Source organism: Rhodocytophaga rosea (assembly GCF_010119975.1).
Classification (GTDB): Bacteria; Bacteroidota; Bacteroidia; order Cytophagales; family 172606-1; genus Rhodocytophaga; species Rhodocytophaga rosea.
Genome location: NZ_CP048222.1, coordinates 7700239 through 7714510 on the forward strand (window position 1 = coordinate 7700239; position 14272 = coordinate 7714510).

The window sequence follows — 14272 nt, forward strand, 5'->3', positions numbered from 1 at the left end:
GTGTGACTGGCATGGCAAAGTATATATTGAAAGGAATATACAAAGATTATCCAAAGGGTGCAAGAACTCCTCTGTAGATGTGTTACTCGAAAGGGGGAGTTAAATTAACTCCCCCTTTCGAGTAACACAAGTTATCCACTCCGGTCTAGCCTGTCCGATCTTAACTTGCTTTCTATTTTTTGAGGGAATAACACTGTAAGGTTAATCCATTTTGTTATCTGAATTTTTAGCCTATCTCAGTTGCCTTCAATTTAATATCTGTTCTCTTGACTTTCTGCTAGGTAACTTCTACCTTATTGGCTCTATACTAGATGCTTGGAGCCACATGATCTCAATTGACTTCATACAATCTCTCCATCTTTTTAATCCCAATAACTTATGAAGATTACTTTATTATTTTCCTTTCTAGCCTTGAGTTGGACAGGCTGGCATTCAGTAAGCTATAGCCAATCCTATAATGCAGGCGTAGGTTCCGGTTCTCAAGGATATAATAGTATACACCTTGGTGCTTATGCTGGCAGAGTCTCAACCGGGAGTGGCAATAACTTTGTAGGTTATCAAGCAGGATATTCTAACACTTATGCAAGTAGCAATATCTTTCTAGGCAATCAAACTGGCTATAATAATATTGGTGGTGATGATAACATCTTTATAGGCTCTTTGGCTGGCTACTCTAATTCTCATGGTGATAAAAACATTTTTATTGGTATAAGAGCTGGTATATTAAACACTACTGGATATTACAACAACTTTATTGGTGACCAGGCAGGTTACTCTACCACTACTGGCTACGCCAACAACTTTATTGGTACTGATGCAGGCCTCAAAAATAGTACAGGTCACAATAATAGTATTATTGGCTTTAGGGCTGGGTATTATAACACTTCGGGTTACTATAATAGCTTTGTTGGCGCTTTGGCCGGCTTTAATAATAACACTGGATTTAACAATGTAATGTTAGGCTATAGGGCAGGTTATAGCAATACTGCTAGCAATAATACTTTTATTGGGAAGGAAGCCGGGTTTAAAACCACAACAGGTTCAGTAAATACTTTCATAGGGGGAGAAGCTGGTTATAACAATATAAGTGGTTCAAACAATGTGTTCGTGGGTAGACTAACAGCTCAAAACAATAATGCTGGTTTTGAAAATACTTTCCTTGGAAACTCGGCAGGATCAGTGAATACAATCGGCAATAAAAATACCTCTTTAGGTTATTTAGCAGGTCCTTCCATTAATAACTTAACGAATGCCACCGCAATCGGCCACAGGGCTAGAGTGAATATATCTAATGCTTTAGTATTAGGTTCTATCAATGGAGTAAATGGCGCTACTGCCACTATACAAGTAGGGATAGGCACTGCTTCGCCTTCCTATTTGCTGCATGCCAATGGCACAGCTGCCAAACCTGGGGGCGGTAGCTGGACGGCGGCTTCCGATAAACGATTAAAACACCATATCAAAGACTTTACAGAAGGTTTAGCCACCTTAGAGAAGATCCGCCCGGTGACATTCCACTATAATGGCAAAGCAGGTTTGCCTACGGAGAAAGAATATGTAGGTGTGATTGCTCAAGAAATGCAACAAATCGCCCCTTATATGGTAGGGGAGTTCTCTTATCAAGATTCTACTGGTGCTGAGGAGAAATACTTAGATTACGATGCTACAGCCCTTACTTATATATTAGTCAATGCTACAAAGGAGCAACAGCAACAAATACAATCATTACAGCAGCAAAATCAAGACCTTAAACAAGAGGTAGCCGCCCTGAAAGAGTTAATAGTAAAGCATATACCACAAGCAGGCAAGGAGAAGGCACGCTTAGGGCAAAACATTCCCAATCCCTATATGCAATCCACTTCTATTCCCTATCAACTACCCCTTACGGCTAAGAGTGCTTCTATCAAAGTATATTCTTCTTCGGGGCAAGAACTCAAAAGTTTTGACCTAACAGGTAGCACACAAGGAATAATTACCCTTACAGGAGGCTTGTTTGCTGCCGGTACATATGTATATACACTTTTTGTAGATGGCATTAGCCTAGAAAGTAAAAAGCTTGTTTTAACTAAATAGTACAAACCAAAACGGATGTGTAAAATTGACTATGGCTGAACATTTTACATATCCTTGTCAGGCCTCCAGTTTTTCGGACAGAAGCCAAGTAGAAAACATATGCAGATTATGGTTCGCAGCTTTTCTTATTAGTTACTTCAAAGGCAGGTGGCTGTTGCACAACGTACAGAAGGATAAAATAAAGGGCAAGTTCTTGCCCAAGAGGGAGGACTTGAGCTTTGGCTCTTGGATGGTTAAAGCAAGTAATTAGCTTTTGCAGATTATAGGCACAAGCGGCCATAAGCATCATTTTGTGAGCGGCTTGTTTGCCTTTTGCATTGCTTCTTTTCATGCCATAATAGTTAAGTAAACTGCCAAAAACAGGTTCTACCGTGGCCATTCTGCGTCTTTTCATTCTCTTGCCTTCTTTGCTTTCTATGCGCTGCTGCATACGCTGATGATAGTGACGATAGACACTGAAAGTGAGGCTTTGTCGCCTTTTATTGCCACAACATTGCTTTTTAAAAGCACACACTCCACATTCTTTTACTCTGGCATGGTAGTAATGAGTGGCAAAGCCATTTTCCATTCTAATACCATGATAGTAGAGCAGTTTTTCATTGCGGCATACATAGGCATTCTTTATAGCATCATACCTAAATCCTTCTCTTCATTGACCCGATTCCGTGGTCAATTGGGATGATAACTACCAGGTAAAGAAATGAAGCCTTTAATATGGCGTGCCTCTAAAGAAGCATGGAGCCGATGCTCAGGCACGTAGCAGGTCCATTCTGGCCTGAGCCAAAGCCTCCATCGGCTAGTAAATATTGGATCGGTAGCCCGTAGTGATTTAGTGTATATGATAGCTTGTCTACAATAGGTAGTAGATGTTTAGAATCACGTTCATCGGCCAAATTTGCCTCTATATGCGTAATTACATGTTTATAGGAATCTACAGCCATGCTAGACAGATAATATAGGCGAGAGGGCTTACCAGGCTTTTGATTGATACGTGCATCATTGTCTGTCAGACTTTGATGAGTCGTGTTGTTTCTTCCTTTCTTTGTAGGCTTTGCTATTTTCTCCATAGCAGTGAAGGGAGGTTTTAACTCTGAAAGATCAGCAGTGTCAATTTGTTTAGCCTCTCCCTTGAGTAACTGCCATGCTAGTATAGCTTTTCGCTTAAAGGTATCTAATGAGGCATTTGCCTCAACAAAAGCAGCGTCTACTACCTGTGTATGCCCACTAACTATCCCTGCTTCTACACACTTAGAGAGTATCCTCTGAAAACAAGCTTCAAACACACTACTTGGTAATCGCTTCCGTGTACGGGATAAAGTACTGTGACGGACCTAAGATGAAATCTTATTTCAGGTCCAGGTAAACGCTCCCCAAGCCGATAATCTAGGAAATAAAGAATATCTAGTCGCATTTGACTCTTTTTGATAAGAGCCCGCTCGGAACACAAGTTTTCAAAATGGGCCACCAATTGTAACTTGAAAAATACGACTGGATCTATTGACTTTTGCCCACACTTGCCATAATAAGGGGCTACCGCTTTGTGTAAGAAGGTCAAGTCTAACAACGGCTTTAAACGTCGGTAGAAATTATTTTTTGGAACATAGTCCTCTATGGCCTGTGAAAGGCAATCCTTGATAAATTTTCTTTTGCCTACCATTCATGAATTTACACTTCATAAGCCAAAATTAAAAGTTAAGGATGTGCAACAGCCACGCCCCTTTGTTGAAACTTCATATATGAGCAAGAGAATAAAAAGACTTTCTCTACTCTTATGCGGCAAACAAACATTTATCTAAAATAATTTTTTTTTAATCTATATCTATAGAAGACCTTTGGTATGGTTGAAGGTATGGATGACTTGGTTGATTTCGTATTTGATTCTTTCCTTTATCCAATTTTGTTGTTCAACAGATAAGTCATCCAACAAGTAATGGTTGTTTTCATTGAAATCACTCAGCGTATCTTTCAAAAACTCAGTTCGAATCTCCGCCATCCTTTTGTGATTGCTTAGCTCCATAGGACCGATTTTGGAAATAGCGCTGTGCAAGCGATTGGACGTTACATAATTTCGTAATTCCTCTACTAGAAAAGATAACTCTTCGGCTTTCGAGGCCACGTTGGGGAGGTAAGTCCACTTCTGTGCCTGGTGATATTTGTTTTCTTCCTCAAATTCAGCATTTTTTATTTTTACAATAGGCCTTGGTGAAATGCTGTGGTTCCCTAATAGCCCGAAGGGCTTGATGACCACTCCTTCAATCAAATTGTCTTTCAACTCAGGCAGGTGCAACGCCCTGGGAATGGTGGAATTCATCCTTGTATTAAAATTGAAAGCTTCCCCGAATTTTCCAATAAATAGGGCTTTGGCATGAAATATTTTATGTTTCTCCAGAAAGGAAAGAGTTGTTTTGTAATCCAGGTAGTATTTAGAATCCGCACCGGTTGTTTCAATAGCAAGATCGAAAGCACAAAATTCGATGAAGGGGGCATAATATACACCTGTTTGAATAGCCTCAACGTTTGGGTCGGGTATTACATCAGGATGAGGATATTTTCCTCCGAAAAGCTCACCATAGAGAATGTATCGGTTGCCTTTTATGGTAGTACTGACCTCTTCAAATAGGGAAAGGACTTGGTCTTCAATCCGGCTCACCACAGATTGGAAGCCAAAGAAGTCATCCTGCCAGGATAAAGGTGCTTTTCTTTTTGCATAAGTCAGCTTTCCTTGCTCATAAACGAAACTGAAGTTTGCCCCATGCACTTTTTCAGTCACTACCCAAAGCAGCTTTTCCAAGCGGGCAAAATCGATCTCATCCAGCTCCAGCTTTTTTAAACTGTTGGGCATTTTTTCGTATTCAGAAAATTCGCGCATTTTTTTTGATTTCCCTCGAAAAAGGCAACACTAAGGTAAGAGTTGTTTTAAGATAACACCTAGATGCATAATAAAACTTATAGAGAAGTTACAAATTCTACCCGTTTTTTGAAACAGTAGTAACCTTTATTCTATATATGGCTTATCATAGAGTTCATTCTATTTAGCATTAGTGGGCCTTTTTTCCTGAAGGGAAGAATAGTGGATAGCTGCCTGTAAAATCTGTTTGACCACCGCTAATTCCCCTTCTGTCCTTGGCGAATACACCATCAGGTAGGTAGCAGGCAAGGCTGCATTCTCTTTATATACCTGCCCGGCTAGCCCATGCAATTCCCCCCAACCTTGTGCCAACACCTCCTTGGTATCAGAGGGACTCAAGGAGAAATGCATCGACCCATCACTTGGGTGCATATGTCCCACTTCGCCATGGGTAGTGAGCACTACACTCTGATTGCTCTTTGTGCTATCATTTAAAAAAACAGCTTCATTATGCTTTTCAAAGTAGCTCTTCTGGAAATGAACCACCCCTTTGTTTTGACCTACTATTTGCTCGAAAACAGTTTTTTGCTTCTGCCGAATCAAATCGCTGTTATGCTGATCCATCTGCCGGTGTGGGATGGCAAATGGAGCAATTGTCGGTCTCTTGCCATTGCGCTTGGGTAGATTCTTAAGCGTCTGTACATCCCCAGACTTACCCATCTTGGAGGTAAGGTGGGATATATCCAGTGGATCTCTGAGTTTCTTATTCAGGTTTTGCAAGGTACGGAAGCCCTCCACAGTGTGTGGCAAGCCACCTACACCTAAAGCCACCCAGTTTTGAAATTCCTTGTATTCCTCCTCTGTGAGTTGTGATTGGATATAGGAAAGATCAACTCCTTTTTGCTCTGTATTTGCTAGTTTGCCTTTTGAGTTAGTCTTTTGTGCCTGTAGTGTTGAATAGGGCAGCGCAAATAAAGTAAGGGAAATAAGGAAGGTAGGGCTTAGCAGTTTCATAGTTCTTGTTTTTTTAGAATATCAAAGATATGACTACCACTGCTATCTACGGTAATACTTTTCAGGGGAATGCTTATGCTTTTTACGGGTTTACAGGCAGTTATCAGCTAATATGCCTGCGAAACTCTACTGGTGTAAGTCCTGTATGTTTTTAAAAAAGCGGTTGAAATAAGGTATATTCTCAAAGCCTAGCCGGTAAGCAATCTCGGCTACTTGATCATTGGTATGCAACAGATAACTTTTTATCTCAAGTATCATTTTACGCTGTAAATGGGCAGAAGCGGGTTGTCCGGTAAGGCTTTTGATAATTTCATTAAGGTAATTTGGGCTTATTCCTAAAGATTGGGCTAAGATGGAGACAGAAGGATTACCCTTTGCTCTCCTTGGGCTAGTTGTCCAAAATAGTCTTCAGTAGCTTTCCGGAAGCGGTTAAACCAGGCTTGGTTTGATTTGCTCTCAGAAGGTTGGGCACCCATTTTCTGCACATACAGCCGCCGAATGGTATGCAGGTACAGGGCTAGTAGCTTTTCAATCATGCTAAGCTTATCAGAGAGATCCGAATACATTTCTTTAATCATTTCTTGGGCTTGCCCTCTGAGTTGCCAAGCCTCCCTTTGATCTAAATTTAGAATAAGATCTCCTTCAAAAGTAAAATAAGGATAATCTTGGTTAAAACCTGAATGGGTAGTATCCAAGTGGGCAAATGCTTGCGAAAAATAGATGACTGTCCCATACAAGCGACCTTCGCGCTCCCAGGACTCCAGTTTTCCCGGATAACTAAAACTCAAACAAGACCCTTCTACCGAAACTCTTTTCTCATGAGTGGTATAGGTTAATACAGCGTCAGTGAATTGAATCACGCGAAAAAAATCAGATCGGTACAAAGGCATTGCCATCAGTTTGGTGTCAGGTTGGTCCTCTAGGCGCATACACATAATTTCAGGATGTAGCGGCTGGCCAAGGCGATAAGCCTGAAAAAAGTCGCTGATGCTCAGAAGAGGGATGTGTGACATAAACTTTGCCTAAAAATTTGCACTAGCACAACACAGGAACAGACACTAGGATCAGTCACAAATATTTTTCTCAACCAAGATACACTAGCAAGAGTTGTCTATCAAGTTTGGGGTGGCTGTTTATCGTAGACCTTATTTGAAAAATAGATCTTGACTTCTATCCTCATATGTAATATAAATAAATCAATTTTAAATCAAGTTATTAGATTTATACCCCAACCGTTGAGAGAAATCATTAGCCGTAGTACAATTCCATTGCAAACTTAGATTGATAAAAAAAGGAATCAACAACAGGCAAGATGGGTGAAGTTTTTCTACTATTTAACTGTAAAAATGAGTATAGGTAAAGTCAGTTAATACGTTCGCTAAATTTATTTAGAAGTCCATATATGTAAACATAAAGTGGGACTGGCTCAAGTTAAGGAGTTAACACAAAGGGGGAATTGGTATTACTTCCTCTATTTTTCATTTTACTATTCAGCTACAATCCCACTGTTAAAAGCAATAAAAAATAATTTCTCTTCTAGCTGTGACTTTTCTATAGATGCTACATTATAGGAGTCAATTATAGGTATCTATTATAATGGGGCAATAAAAATATATTTTAGCTTATAGTGTCTAGTAAATGCCAATCAGAATAAGGCCTTACTCAAAAATGTACTGGTGGAAATAAACTAAATTTTGTAAGTTCCTTGGGTGTGATTACCAGTACTACCCTTTTCATTTTATTTCATTTAGATTTTAAGCAAGTGATACTGTAGTGTTAAAGATTGATATACCTGTGTTAAGGAAAATAAATGCCCTTTTAATAGCTTTGAGATAACACATTTAAACTTGCTTAAGCTAATAGATAAACTTATATACATGTAACTTTTTGCTCTTAATAGGTAACTTTCGCCTATTGAAATATAATTAAAATATTGCCTCAGGTAAAATAATGTAACTTTTATTTTATATATTGTTTAGCAGAATCGCCTCTCTGTTTATGTAAGTTTTCAACCCATCTGTACACTTTTTTTTAACCCTTTCAGTAACAGTATTTTAAAGTTCAACCTTCTACAACACCTTTTTATGAACCAAGTTTTATTTTCTTTGTGGCCCCTAAAAGCCCATTTATCAAGCTATGCTTATTTTACAACCACCTTCAAAAACATAATAAGTCATTATCTATCTTCAACATTCTTAATAAGTTTATTCTTCCTGCTTGTTATTAACTTTTCATTCCTTTCAGCTCAGGGGCAACCCATTCCATTTAGTTCTTATGCCAATTTGACCAATATCAATGGAACCCTTTATTTTACTGCTCAAAATGCGCAGGGGCAACCTTGCCTTTGGAAAAGTAATGGAACCACGGAAAGCACCGTATTGATCAAAGCCATTGAGGCTAAAAATCTAACCCTGTTCAAAGGGAGTGTCTATTTCTCAGCCAACGAAAATTACACTACAGGCTATGAGATCTGGAAAACAGATGGCACACCGGCCGGTACAGTGAAGGTATTAAATGTACCCTGGCAACCCCTGGAGGATATATTTGGCTATGGAATCTCAAGAGCTAAAATTGTACTGAAAGCTACTGATAACCTACTATATTTTACTGCTAATAATGATTTTCTAAAGTTTGAATTGTGGCGTACTGATGGCACAAGCACGGGTGCATTCAAACTAAAGGATGTAGAACTGTATTTTGACAGAACCATACTACGGGTGGATGCTGACTTTATCAGTGAGGGCAATACGTTGTATTTCTCTGCTGTATATGGTGTGTTTAAAACAGATGGCAGCCTTTCGGGTACTACAACGCTATTCCCCAATCAAGATCCTTATAAACATGTAAAACTACATACGATTATAAATGGTACTATTTATTTAAGCAGATGGGATGAAGAAACGGATAAAAAGGGATATAACGTATATAAAAAAGATATAGCATTAGCCACTGTAGTACCGGTAGCCCGCTTATTTGCTGAAAATATTGACTAGGTTGTAGTTTCTGAATCAACTTTGTATATGGATATCTCTGAAGATAGAAATTATGAAGCTACAGGCTTATGGAAACAGGGGCTTAACAGCGATCCTAATCAATCTCTACAACTTTTTCAGGGGCCAATCAGTGGTTTATCCAAATTAGGAAACAGCATATATTTTCTTGGACAATATTTTTCTAATGAAGGCCTTGGATTATATAAACTTAATGATGCTGGCACAACACCTATCCTTGTTAAAGAAGGGGTGTATTCTCAAGAAAATGAAACTGTTGCTTCAGGGAATATTTTCTATTTTATCTCTGGCGATGATACGTACGGCACAGAGCTTTGGAGGAGTGATGGTACTACAGGCGGTACATTCCTTTTAAAAGACATTTTCCCAGGAGGTGGCAGCAGTTATCCTCAACATTTAGTCAATATCAATGGCACGCTCTATTTTACTGCAACCGATGACAGTGAGACAAAACTATGGAAAACCAATGGTACTACGGCCGCTACCGTTGCTTTCAATTTCACTCCTATTGTTGTAAAGCCTGATCTTACTGCTGCCCCTGGTAAACAATGGGATAAAACCTTTGGAGGAATAGGTCAAGGTTTAGGAGATACACGAGAAGATGCGAGAATAACAATCCATACTTCAGATGGAGGATATTTAGTATGTGGCACCTCGGCATCAAAGGTTGGTGCCGATAAGACAGCTGCATCTAAAGGTGATTATGATTATTGGATAGTAAAAATAAGCGCCAATGGAAGCAAATTATGGGATAAAACCTTTGGGGGCACAGATGCCGATATTTTAACCAGTGCCATTGGTACTACAGACGGAGGCTTTTTATTGGTTGGATACTCCAGATCAGGTATTTCAGGCGATAAGACACAGGCAACCCAAGATTTTTTTTATAATTACTGGGTAATAAAGATAAGCGCTAATGGCAGTAAACTCTGGGATAAAACCTTTGCGGGAAATTGGATTGATATGGCAACAACTGTAATTGCAACGGCGGATGGTGGCTTTTTAATTGGAGGATATTCTGACTCTGGTGCCGTTTATGACAAAACAGAATATAATAGGGGCTTTTCTGATTACTGGGTGATAAAGATAAGCGCCAATGGTAGTAAACTCTGGGATAAAACCTTTGGGGCCCAGGGCAGGATAACCTTACCAAGATGATTCAAACAAGTGATGGAGGGTATTTGCTGGCAGGCACTTCTTCATCGGGCATTGGTGGAGACAAAACCCAAGCCTCCGGAGGGCTTGATGACTATTGGATTGTAAAGATCAACAAAGATGGTTTAAAACAATCCGATAGAGCTTTTAGTGGCGCTAACAATTCTTCCAGCGGTCAAGGGTATGATCTGTTAACAGATGTAATTGCAACAAGCGATGGTGGCTATTTATTGGGAGGCCATTCTAACTCTTTGATTGGCGGCAATAAATCGGCCCCTTTTTTGGGCGCAGATGATTTCTGGGTGATAAAATTGGATAATACGCTCAACAAACAATGGGACAAAACCTATGGAGGAAAAGGTGAAGATGTGTTAACTTCACTGATTAACATGCCAGATGGATATATACTAGGAGGATATTCTGCTTCCAAGACTGGAGGGGATAAAACAGAAGATAATAAAGGGGACACAGATTATTGGCTGATAAAGGTAGATCAGGCAGGAAACAAGCAATGGAATAAAATTTTCGGCGGTACTGGCCGGGAGGAATTATATAGTGTTATTCAAACAACAGATAAAGGCTTTTTGTTAACAGGCAACTCTGCTTCAGGTATATCAGGAGATAAAACAGAGCCCAATAGAAGTCCTTCCTCTGGCAGCACTGATTATTGGATTGTAAGAACCTTTACAGAAATATCCCCTATTATATGCTCAGCCACAGGCAGTATCTTGCAGGAAAAGTGGCTCAATGTAACAGGCAGTTCGGTGAGTGCCATTCCTGTTACTACTTCACCTAGTTCTTCCTCAGAGCTTACTTCTTTTGAAACCCCTTCTAATCAAGGTGACAACTATGGCGAGCGAATCAGAGGCTATGTGTGTGTGCCCACTACCTCTAGCTATATTTTTTATATTGCAGGGGATGACAAATGTGAGTTGTGGCTTTCCACAGATGAAGATCCTTCCAAGAAAACAAAGATTGCTTCCGTGCCTTACTTTACAGGAGCGAAAGTGTGGAACAAGTATGCTGAGCAGAAATCAGTAGCTATCTCTTTGGTGGCGGGCAAAAAGTACTATATAGAAGCTTTGCACAAAGAAGCTACCGGTAGGGATAACCTGGCAGTCGGCTGGCAATCTTCCGCTACAGCACCCATTACGGTGATTCCGGGAAGTGCCCTTTCTCCTTTTGTTATTCACACTACAGGCAAAATATCAAGAGAATTCTGGTCCAATGTCACTGGGTATCAAATCAGCAACATTCCTTTGACCACTGCTGCTACTACCACCGACCAGATCACTATCTTTGAGCGGGCTACTAATCAGGGAGATAACTATGGACAGCGTTTCAGAGGCTATATCCATCCACAGGTGAGTGGCAATTACCACTTCTACATAGCAAGCGATGATAAAGCTGAATTGTGGCTATCTACAGATGAAGACCCTTCAAAGAAAACAAAGATTGCTTCGCTCACGGCTCCTTCATCACTGAGACAGTGGAACAAATATGCCTCTCAACAATCGGCAGCGATTGCTTTGGTAGCCGGCAGAAAGTACTACATTGAAGCCTTGCACAAGGAAAACACTGGTAATGATCATATCTCTGTAGGGTGGCAATTGCCTACTCAAACTACTATCTCTGTGATTGCAGGCTCTTATCTGTCTCCTTTCTTTACTTCTCCTTCTTCCACTATCGCCAGAGTAGGGGTGGAAGAAAGCCTTCCTGCCAGGATAAATCTGTATCCCAATCCTTTTGATAGCAAGCTTACACTTGCTAGTGAGCAAATAGGCAAATTCTACATCAGTGTGGTAGATAACTTAGGCAGAACCGTTTATCAAAGCTTCACTCATGCAATGAGTGCAGAAACTACGCTTGACCTTGCTCATTTGAAAGCAGGGGTGTATGTGATCAAAGTATCTACTGAGGATGGCTCCACTCAAGTATGGAGAGTCGTCAAAAAGTAGTATGGTAGCTTATCTATTCTATTCATCAATGCCAGGAGTAAATCCTCTTCTCCTGGCTTTGGTGTGAAAAGAGCGCCTTTATCCAAATACGGCTTAAATGTTTCTGAAAACTACAGAAAGTCCTATGTCAGTCTCCTATTTTTCAGACACTCATATGGCAGAAAACATTCATATTCTTAAGTTACCAGAAAGGGTAGTTAAATTAACCTCCCCAATAATGAAACCTCATATATGGACGAGAGGGAAGAAATGAAGTTCAATATCTTTTCCCTTTTGCCCATTTTTGGTTTAGTAAAGCGAAAGGGGAAGTTGATTTAACTTCCCCTTTCGGGTAACTCACAGATAAAGCAACAGAAAATTAATTGGACTAAGCTTTCTTCTTGACTTCTATTCGAAAAACAGGAGCCATACAAAGATCATATTTACCCTATTTTTGAACAAGATTATTAACTGCAATAAGTATGACATCCTACTTTATTCTTTTCACTGTTATCTCTTGTCCATTTTGATACAAAATAAGATGTGATACCTCACTTTTGTCATTTTTTATGAAGCTGATCTGTGCATCTACCACCTTATAGAAGAATTTAGTTTCTGTTTCGGGGTAAATTTCAAATTTACCTTGCCCGGTGGCCTGAGCCATGAGTTTTTCCTTCTCCTGAGAAACTGTAATGGTAAATCCTGGTGCCAATTCATACTCTCCTGCATAGGAAGCGTATATCTTGGTGTCTATGGAAGCAACCGTGCGGAGTTTGGCTAATTCATATTTTTGATTGAACAGTATGGCTGTTAAATCACTTCCAATTTTGTATGCATTGGTAGTTTCCAGATTACTCAACACAATAATGAGAGCCATTTCCTCAGGAAAACGCATAATGGATGTGGCAAAGCCATTGATGCCACCGCCATGAAAAAATTGCTTTTTGCCAAAAGCCTCATTGATGATCCACCCATACCCATAAGTCTGCTTATAGGGGTCCACATGCTTTCTAATGACTTTGCAGATAGAATCTTTTCACTGTATAACCCTTGGTCCCACTCATACAGGTCTTCAACAGTTGAATATAGTGCCCCGGCAGCATAGGGATAGGACATATGAATGGGTAAGGCTTTTTCTACCTTGCCTTCATTGGTAGTATATCCAACGGCACGGTTGGGTACATCATTGCTTTCATGCTCATAGCCTGAGTGCTTCATGGCTATTTTGTTTAGCAGATTTTCTCGCACATACCCCTCATAGGTGTTGCCTGATACTTTTTCAATAATATATCCTAATACTATATACCCTGAATTAGAGTAATCGAATTTCTCACCCGGCGTAAACTCGAGTGGTTGATTTATAAATAAGTCAATTAATTTTGGTACACTTATGGGTTGACTCATCAGCTGCTTGTGCTGAGGTAATTTTGTATAATTCACAATGCCAGAGGTATGGGTCAACAGGTGGTGGATGATGATAGGTTTCCAGGCTTGAGGGCAGTTATCAAAATAGTTACAAATAGGATCCTGCACATTTAGTTTCCCCTTTTCCTGGAGCTGCATGATGGCTGTAGCGGTAAATTGTTTGGTAATTGATCCAAGGCGGAATATAGTAGCAGAGGTATTTGTAATTTTCTTATCCTGATCTGCCATGCCATATCCTTTACTTACTAATACTTTTCCTTGTTGAGCCATAAGAATAGAACCAGAAAACTGATTTGCGTTTACCTGAGATTGCATATACTCGTCTACTTTGGAAATAAGATCCTGCGCAAAAGAAGGGCTGATGATCAGGGTAAGCAAACCTATCACTATGATTCGGAGGAAAAAAAAGCCTGGCATGGGTAACGTCTGGATTAAAGGTAAAGGTGTACTTAAACGAATGGAAAAAGGATTGATAAAGCCGTGAGATAAGGTAGCAAAAAGTAAGAATAAGTAGATGAAGAATAGATTTAATAATTTTGTAAAGATCTTGATTTCCAAACTGAATACCCCACTTTCTAATGCAACTTTATTTTATTCAATTAAGGGTCGACTCAAAAAGAGTGGTTATTTATACCTTCCCAATACTTTAACTTGAATCAATGTTTTTGTAAGCTATTAATTTAACATTAGTTTTTACAAATGCTCTTAACTATCTATATACTTTTAAGGAAATGTCAGATTAAGTCAAGCCAGTAAATAAATACTACGGGGTTGAGTTCTTTGTTAGAAACTTAGATCATGTTTAGAAA

General features: G+C 39.6%; 13 protein-coding genes. 4 read left to right on the forward strand and 9 right to left on the reverse strand.

Annotated elements, in window-relative coordinates; translation table 11 throughout:
* Positions 1 to 378 precede the first annotated feature (378 nt).
* Entirely contained in the window at positions 379 to 2073 is a 1695-nt protein-coding gene (locus GXP67_RS31635) for a tail fiber domain-containing protein (RefSeq protein WP_162446820.1), read from the forward strand.
* 106 nt (positions 2074 to 2179) lie between these two features.
* Here GXP67_RS31635 and GXP67_RS31640 read toward each other — a convergent pair whose 3' ends face one another.
* From GXP67_RS31640 to GXP67_RS31670, 7 genes are all read right to left on the reverse strand, one after another.
* A complete protein-coding gene (locus GXP67_RS31640; RefSeq protein ID WP_162446821.1) occupies positions 2180 to 2641 on the reverse strand; it encodes a transposase in 462 nt (153 codons plus the stop codon).
* 157 nt (positions 2642 to 2798) lie between these two features.
* Positions 2799 to 3356 carry a hypothetical protein gene (locus tag GXP67_RS31645; protein WP_162441320.1) on the reverse strand — a complete coding sequence of 186 codons (558 nt, stop codon included), beginning with the start codon at positions 3354 to 3356 and terminating at the stop codon, positions 2799 to 2801.
* Positions 3314 to 3730, reverse strand: a complete 417-nt coding sequence (locus tag GXP67_RS38425; protein ID WP_162441319.1) for a transposase — start codon at positions 3728 to 3730, stop codon at positions 3314 to 3316. The genes GXP67_RS31645 and GXP67_RS38425 overlap by 43 nt, the downstream gene beginning before the upstream one ends.
* A 162-nt stretch (positions 3731 to 3892) precedes the next feature.
* The gene (locus GXP67_RS31655; RefSeq protein ID WP_162446822.1) at positions 3893 to 4942 is read right to left on the reverse strand and encodes an RNA ligase family protein; all 1050 of its coding nucleotides are present in this window, start codon (positions 4940 to 4942) and stop codon (positions 3893 to 3895) included.
* A 159-nt stretch (positions 4943 to 5101) separates the two neighbouring features.
* The gene (locus tag GXP67_RS31660) at positions 5102 to 5935 is read right to left on the reverse strand and encodes a luciferase domain-containing protein (protein ID WP_162443381.1); all 834 of its coding nucleotides are present in this window, start codon (positions 5933 to 5935) and stop codon (positions 5102 to 5104) included.
* 126 nt (positions 5936 to 6061) lie between these two features.
* Positions 6062 to 6289 carry a helix-turn-helix domain-containing protein gene (locus tag GXP67_RS31665; RefSeq protein ID WP_162447896.1) on the reverse strand — a complete coding sequence of 76 codons (228 nt, stop codon included), beginning with the start codon at positions 6287 to 6289 and terminating at the stop codon, positions 6062 to 6064.
* Positions 6283 to 6948 carry a hypothetical protein gene (locus GXP67_RS31670; RefSeq protein WP_162443380.1) on the reverse strand — a complete coding sequence of 222 codons (666 nt, stop codon included), beginning with the start codon at positions 6946 to 6948 and terminating at the stop codon, positions 6283 to 6285. The genes GXP67_RS31665 and GXP67_RS31670 overlap by 7 nt, the downstream gene beginning before the upstream one ends.
* A gap of 1269 nt (positions 6949 to 8217) precedes the next feature.
* On the opposite strand from GXP67_RS31670, the gene GXP67_RS31675 reads away from it, so the two are divergent.
* The 3 genes from GXP67_RS31675 to GXP67_RS31685 are packed head-to-tail and all read left to right on the forward strand — an operon-like array spanning position 8218 to position 12059.
* Positions 8218 to 8928, forward strand: a complete 711-nt coding sequence (locus GXP67_RS31675) for a hypothetical protein (RefSeq protein ID WP_162446823.1) — start codon at positions 8218 to 8220, stop codon at positions 8926 to 8928.
* A 27-nt stretch (positions 8929 to 8955) separates the two neighbouring features.
* Positions 8956 to 10104: an ELWxxDGT repeat protein gene (locus GXP67_RS31680; protein WP_162446824.1), complete on the forward strand. Its 1149-nt coding sequence runs from the start codon at positions 8956 to 8958 to the stop codon at positions 10102 to 10104.
* Complete coding sequence (locus tag GXP67_RS31685; protein WP_162446825.1) at positions 10101 to 12059, forward strand: PA14 domain-containing protein; 1959 nt, start codon at positions 10101 to 10103, stop codon at positions 12057 to 12059. The genes GXP67_RS31680 and GXP67_RS31685 overlap by 4 nt, the downstream gene beginning before the upstream one ends.
* A gap of 469 nt (positions 12060 to 12528) precedes the next feature.
* On the opposite strand, the gene GXP67_RS31690 is transcribed toward GXP67_RS31685, so the two are convergent.
* Together GXP67_RS31690 and GXP67_RS37605 are read right to left on the reverse strand one after the other, a co-directional pair.
* Complete coding sequence (locus GXP67_RS31690) at positions 12529 to 12933, reverse strand: DUF3471 domain-containing protein (RefSeq protein WP_317170086.1); 405 nt, start codon at positions 12931 to 12933, stop codon at positions 12529 to 12531.
* Positions 12894 to 13880 carry a serine hydrolase domain-containing protein gene (locus GXP67_RS37605; RefSeq protein ID WP_162446827.1) on the reverse strand — a complete coding sequence of 329 codons (987 nt, stop codon included), beginning with the start codon at positions 13878 to 13880 and terminating at the stop codon, positions 12894 to 12896. Before GXP67_RS37605 ends, GXP67_RS31690 begins: the two co-directional genes overlap by 40 nt.
* Positions 13881 to 14272: the final 392 nt, after the last annotated feature.

Coding starts and splice junctions, on each gene's coding strand:
- GXP67_RS31670 (WP_162443380.1), bottom strand. CDS start 6,948: ATGTCACACATCCCTCTTCTGAGCATCAGCGACTTTTTTCAGGCTTAT.
- GXP67_RS31655 (WP_162446822.1), bottom strand. CDS start 4,942: ATGCGCGAATTTTCTGAATACGAAAAAATGCCCAACAGTTTAAAAAAG.
- GXP67_RS31680 (WP_162446824.1), top strand. CDS start 8,956: ATGGATATCTCTGAAGATAGAAATTATGAAGCTACAGGCTTATGGAAA.
- GXP67_RS31660 (WP_162443381.1), bottom strand. CDS start 5,935: ATGAAACTGCTAAGCCCTACCTTCCTTATTTCCCTTACTTTATTTGCG.
- GXP67_RS31635 (WP_162446820.1), top strand. CDS start 379: ATGAAGATTACTTTATTATTTTCCTTTCTAGCCTTGAGTTGGACAGGC.
- GXP67_RS37605 (WP_162446827.1), bottom strand. CDS start 13,880: ATGCCAGGCTTTTTTTTCCTCCGAATCATAGTGATAGGTTTGCTTACC.
- GXP67_RS31640 (WP_162446821.1), bottom strand. CDS start 2,641: ATGGAAAATGGCTTTGCCACTCATTACTACCATGCCAGAGTAAAAGAA.
- GXP67_RS31685 (WP_162446825.1), top strand. CDS start 10,101: ATGATTCAAACAAGTGATGGAGGGTATTTGCTGGCAGGCACTTCTTCA.
- GXP67_RS31690 (WP_317170086.1), bottom strand. CDS start 12,933: ATGCGTTTTCCTGAGGAAATGGCTCTCATTATTGTGTTGAGTAATCTG.
- GXP67_RS38425 (WP_162441319.1), bottom strand. CDS start 3,730: ATGGTAGGCAAAAGAAAATTTATCAAGGATTGCCTTTCACAGGCCATA.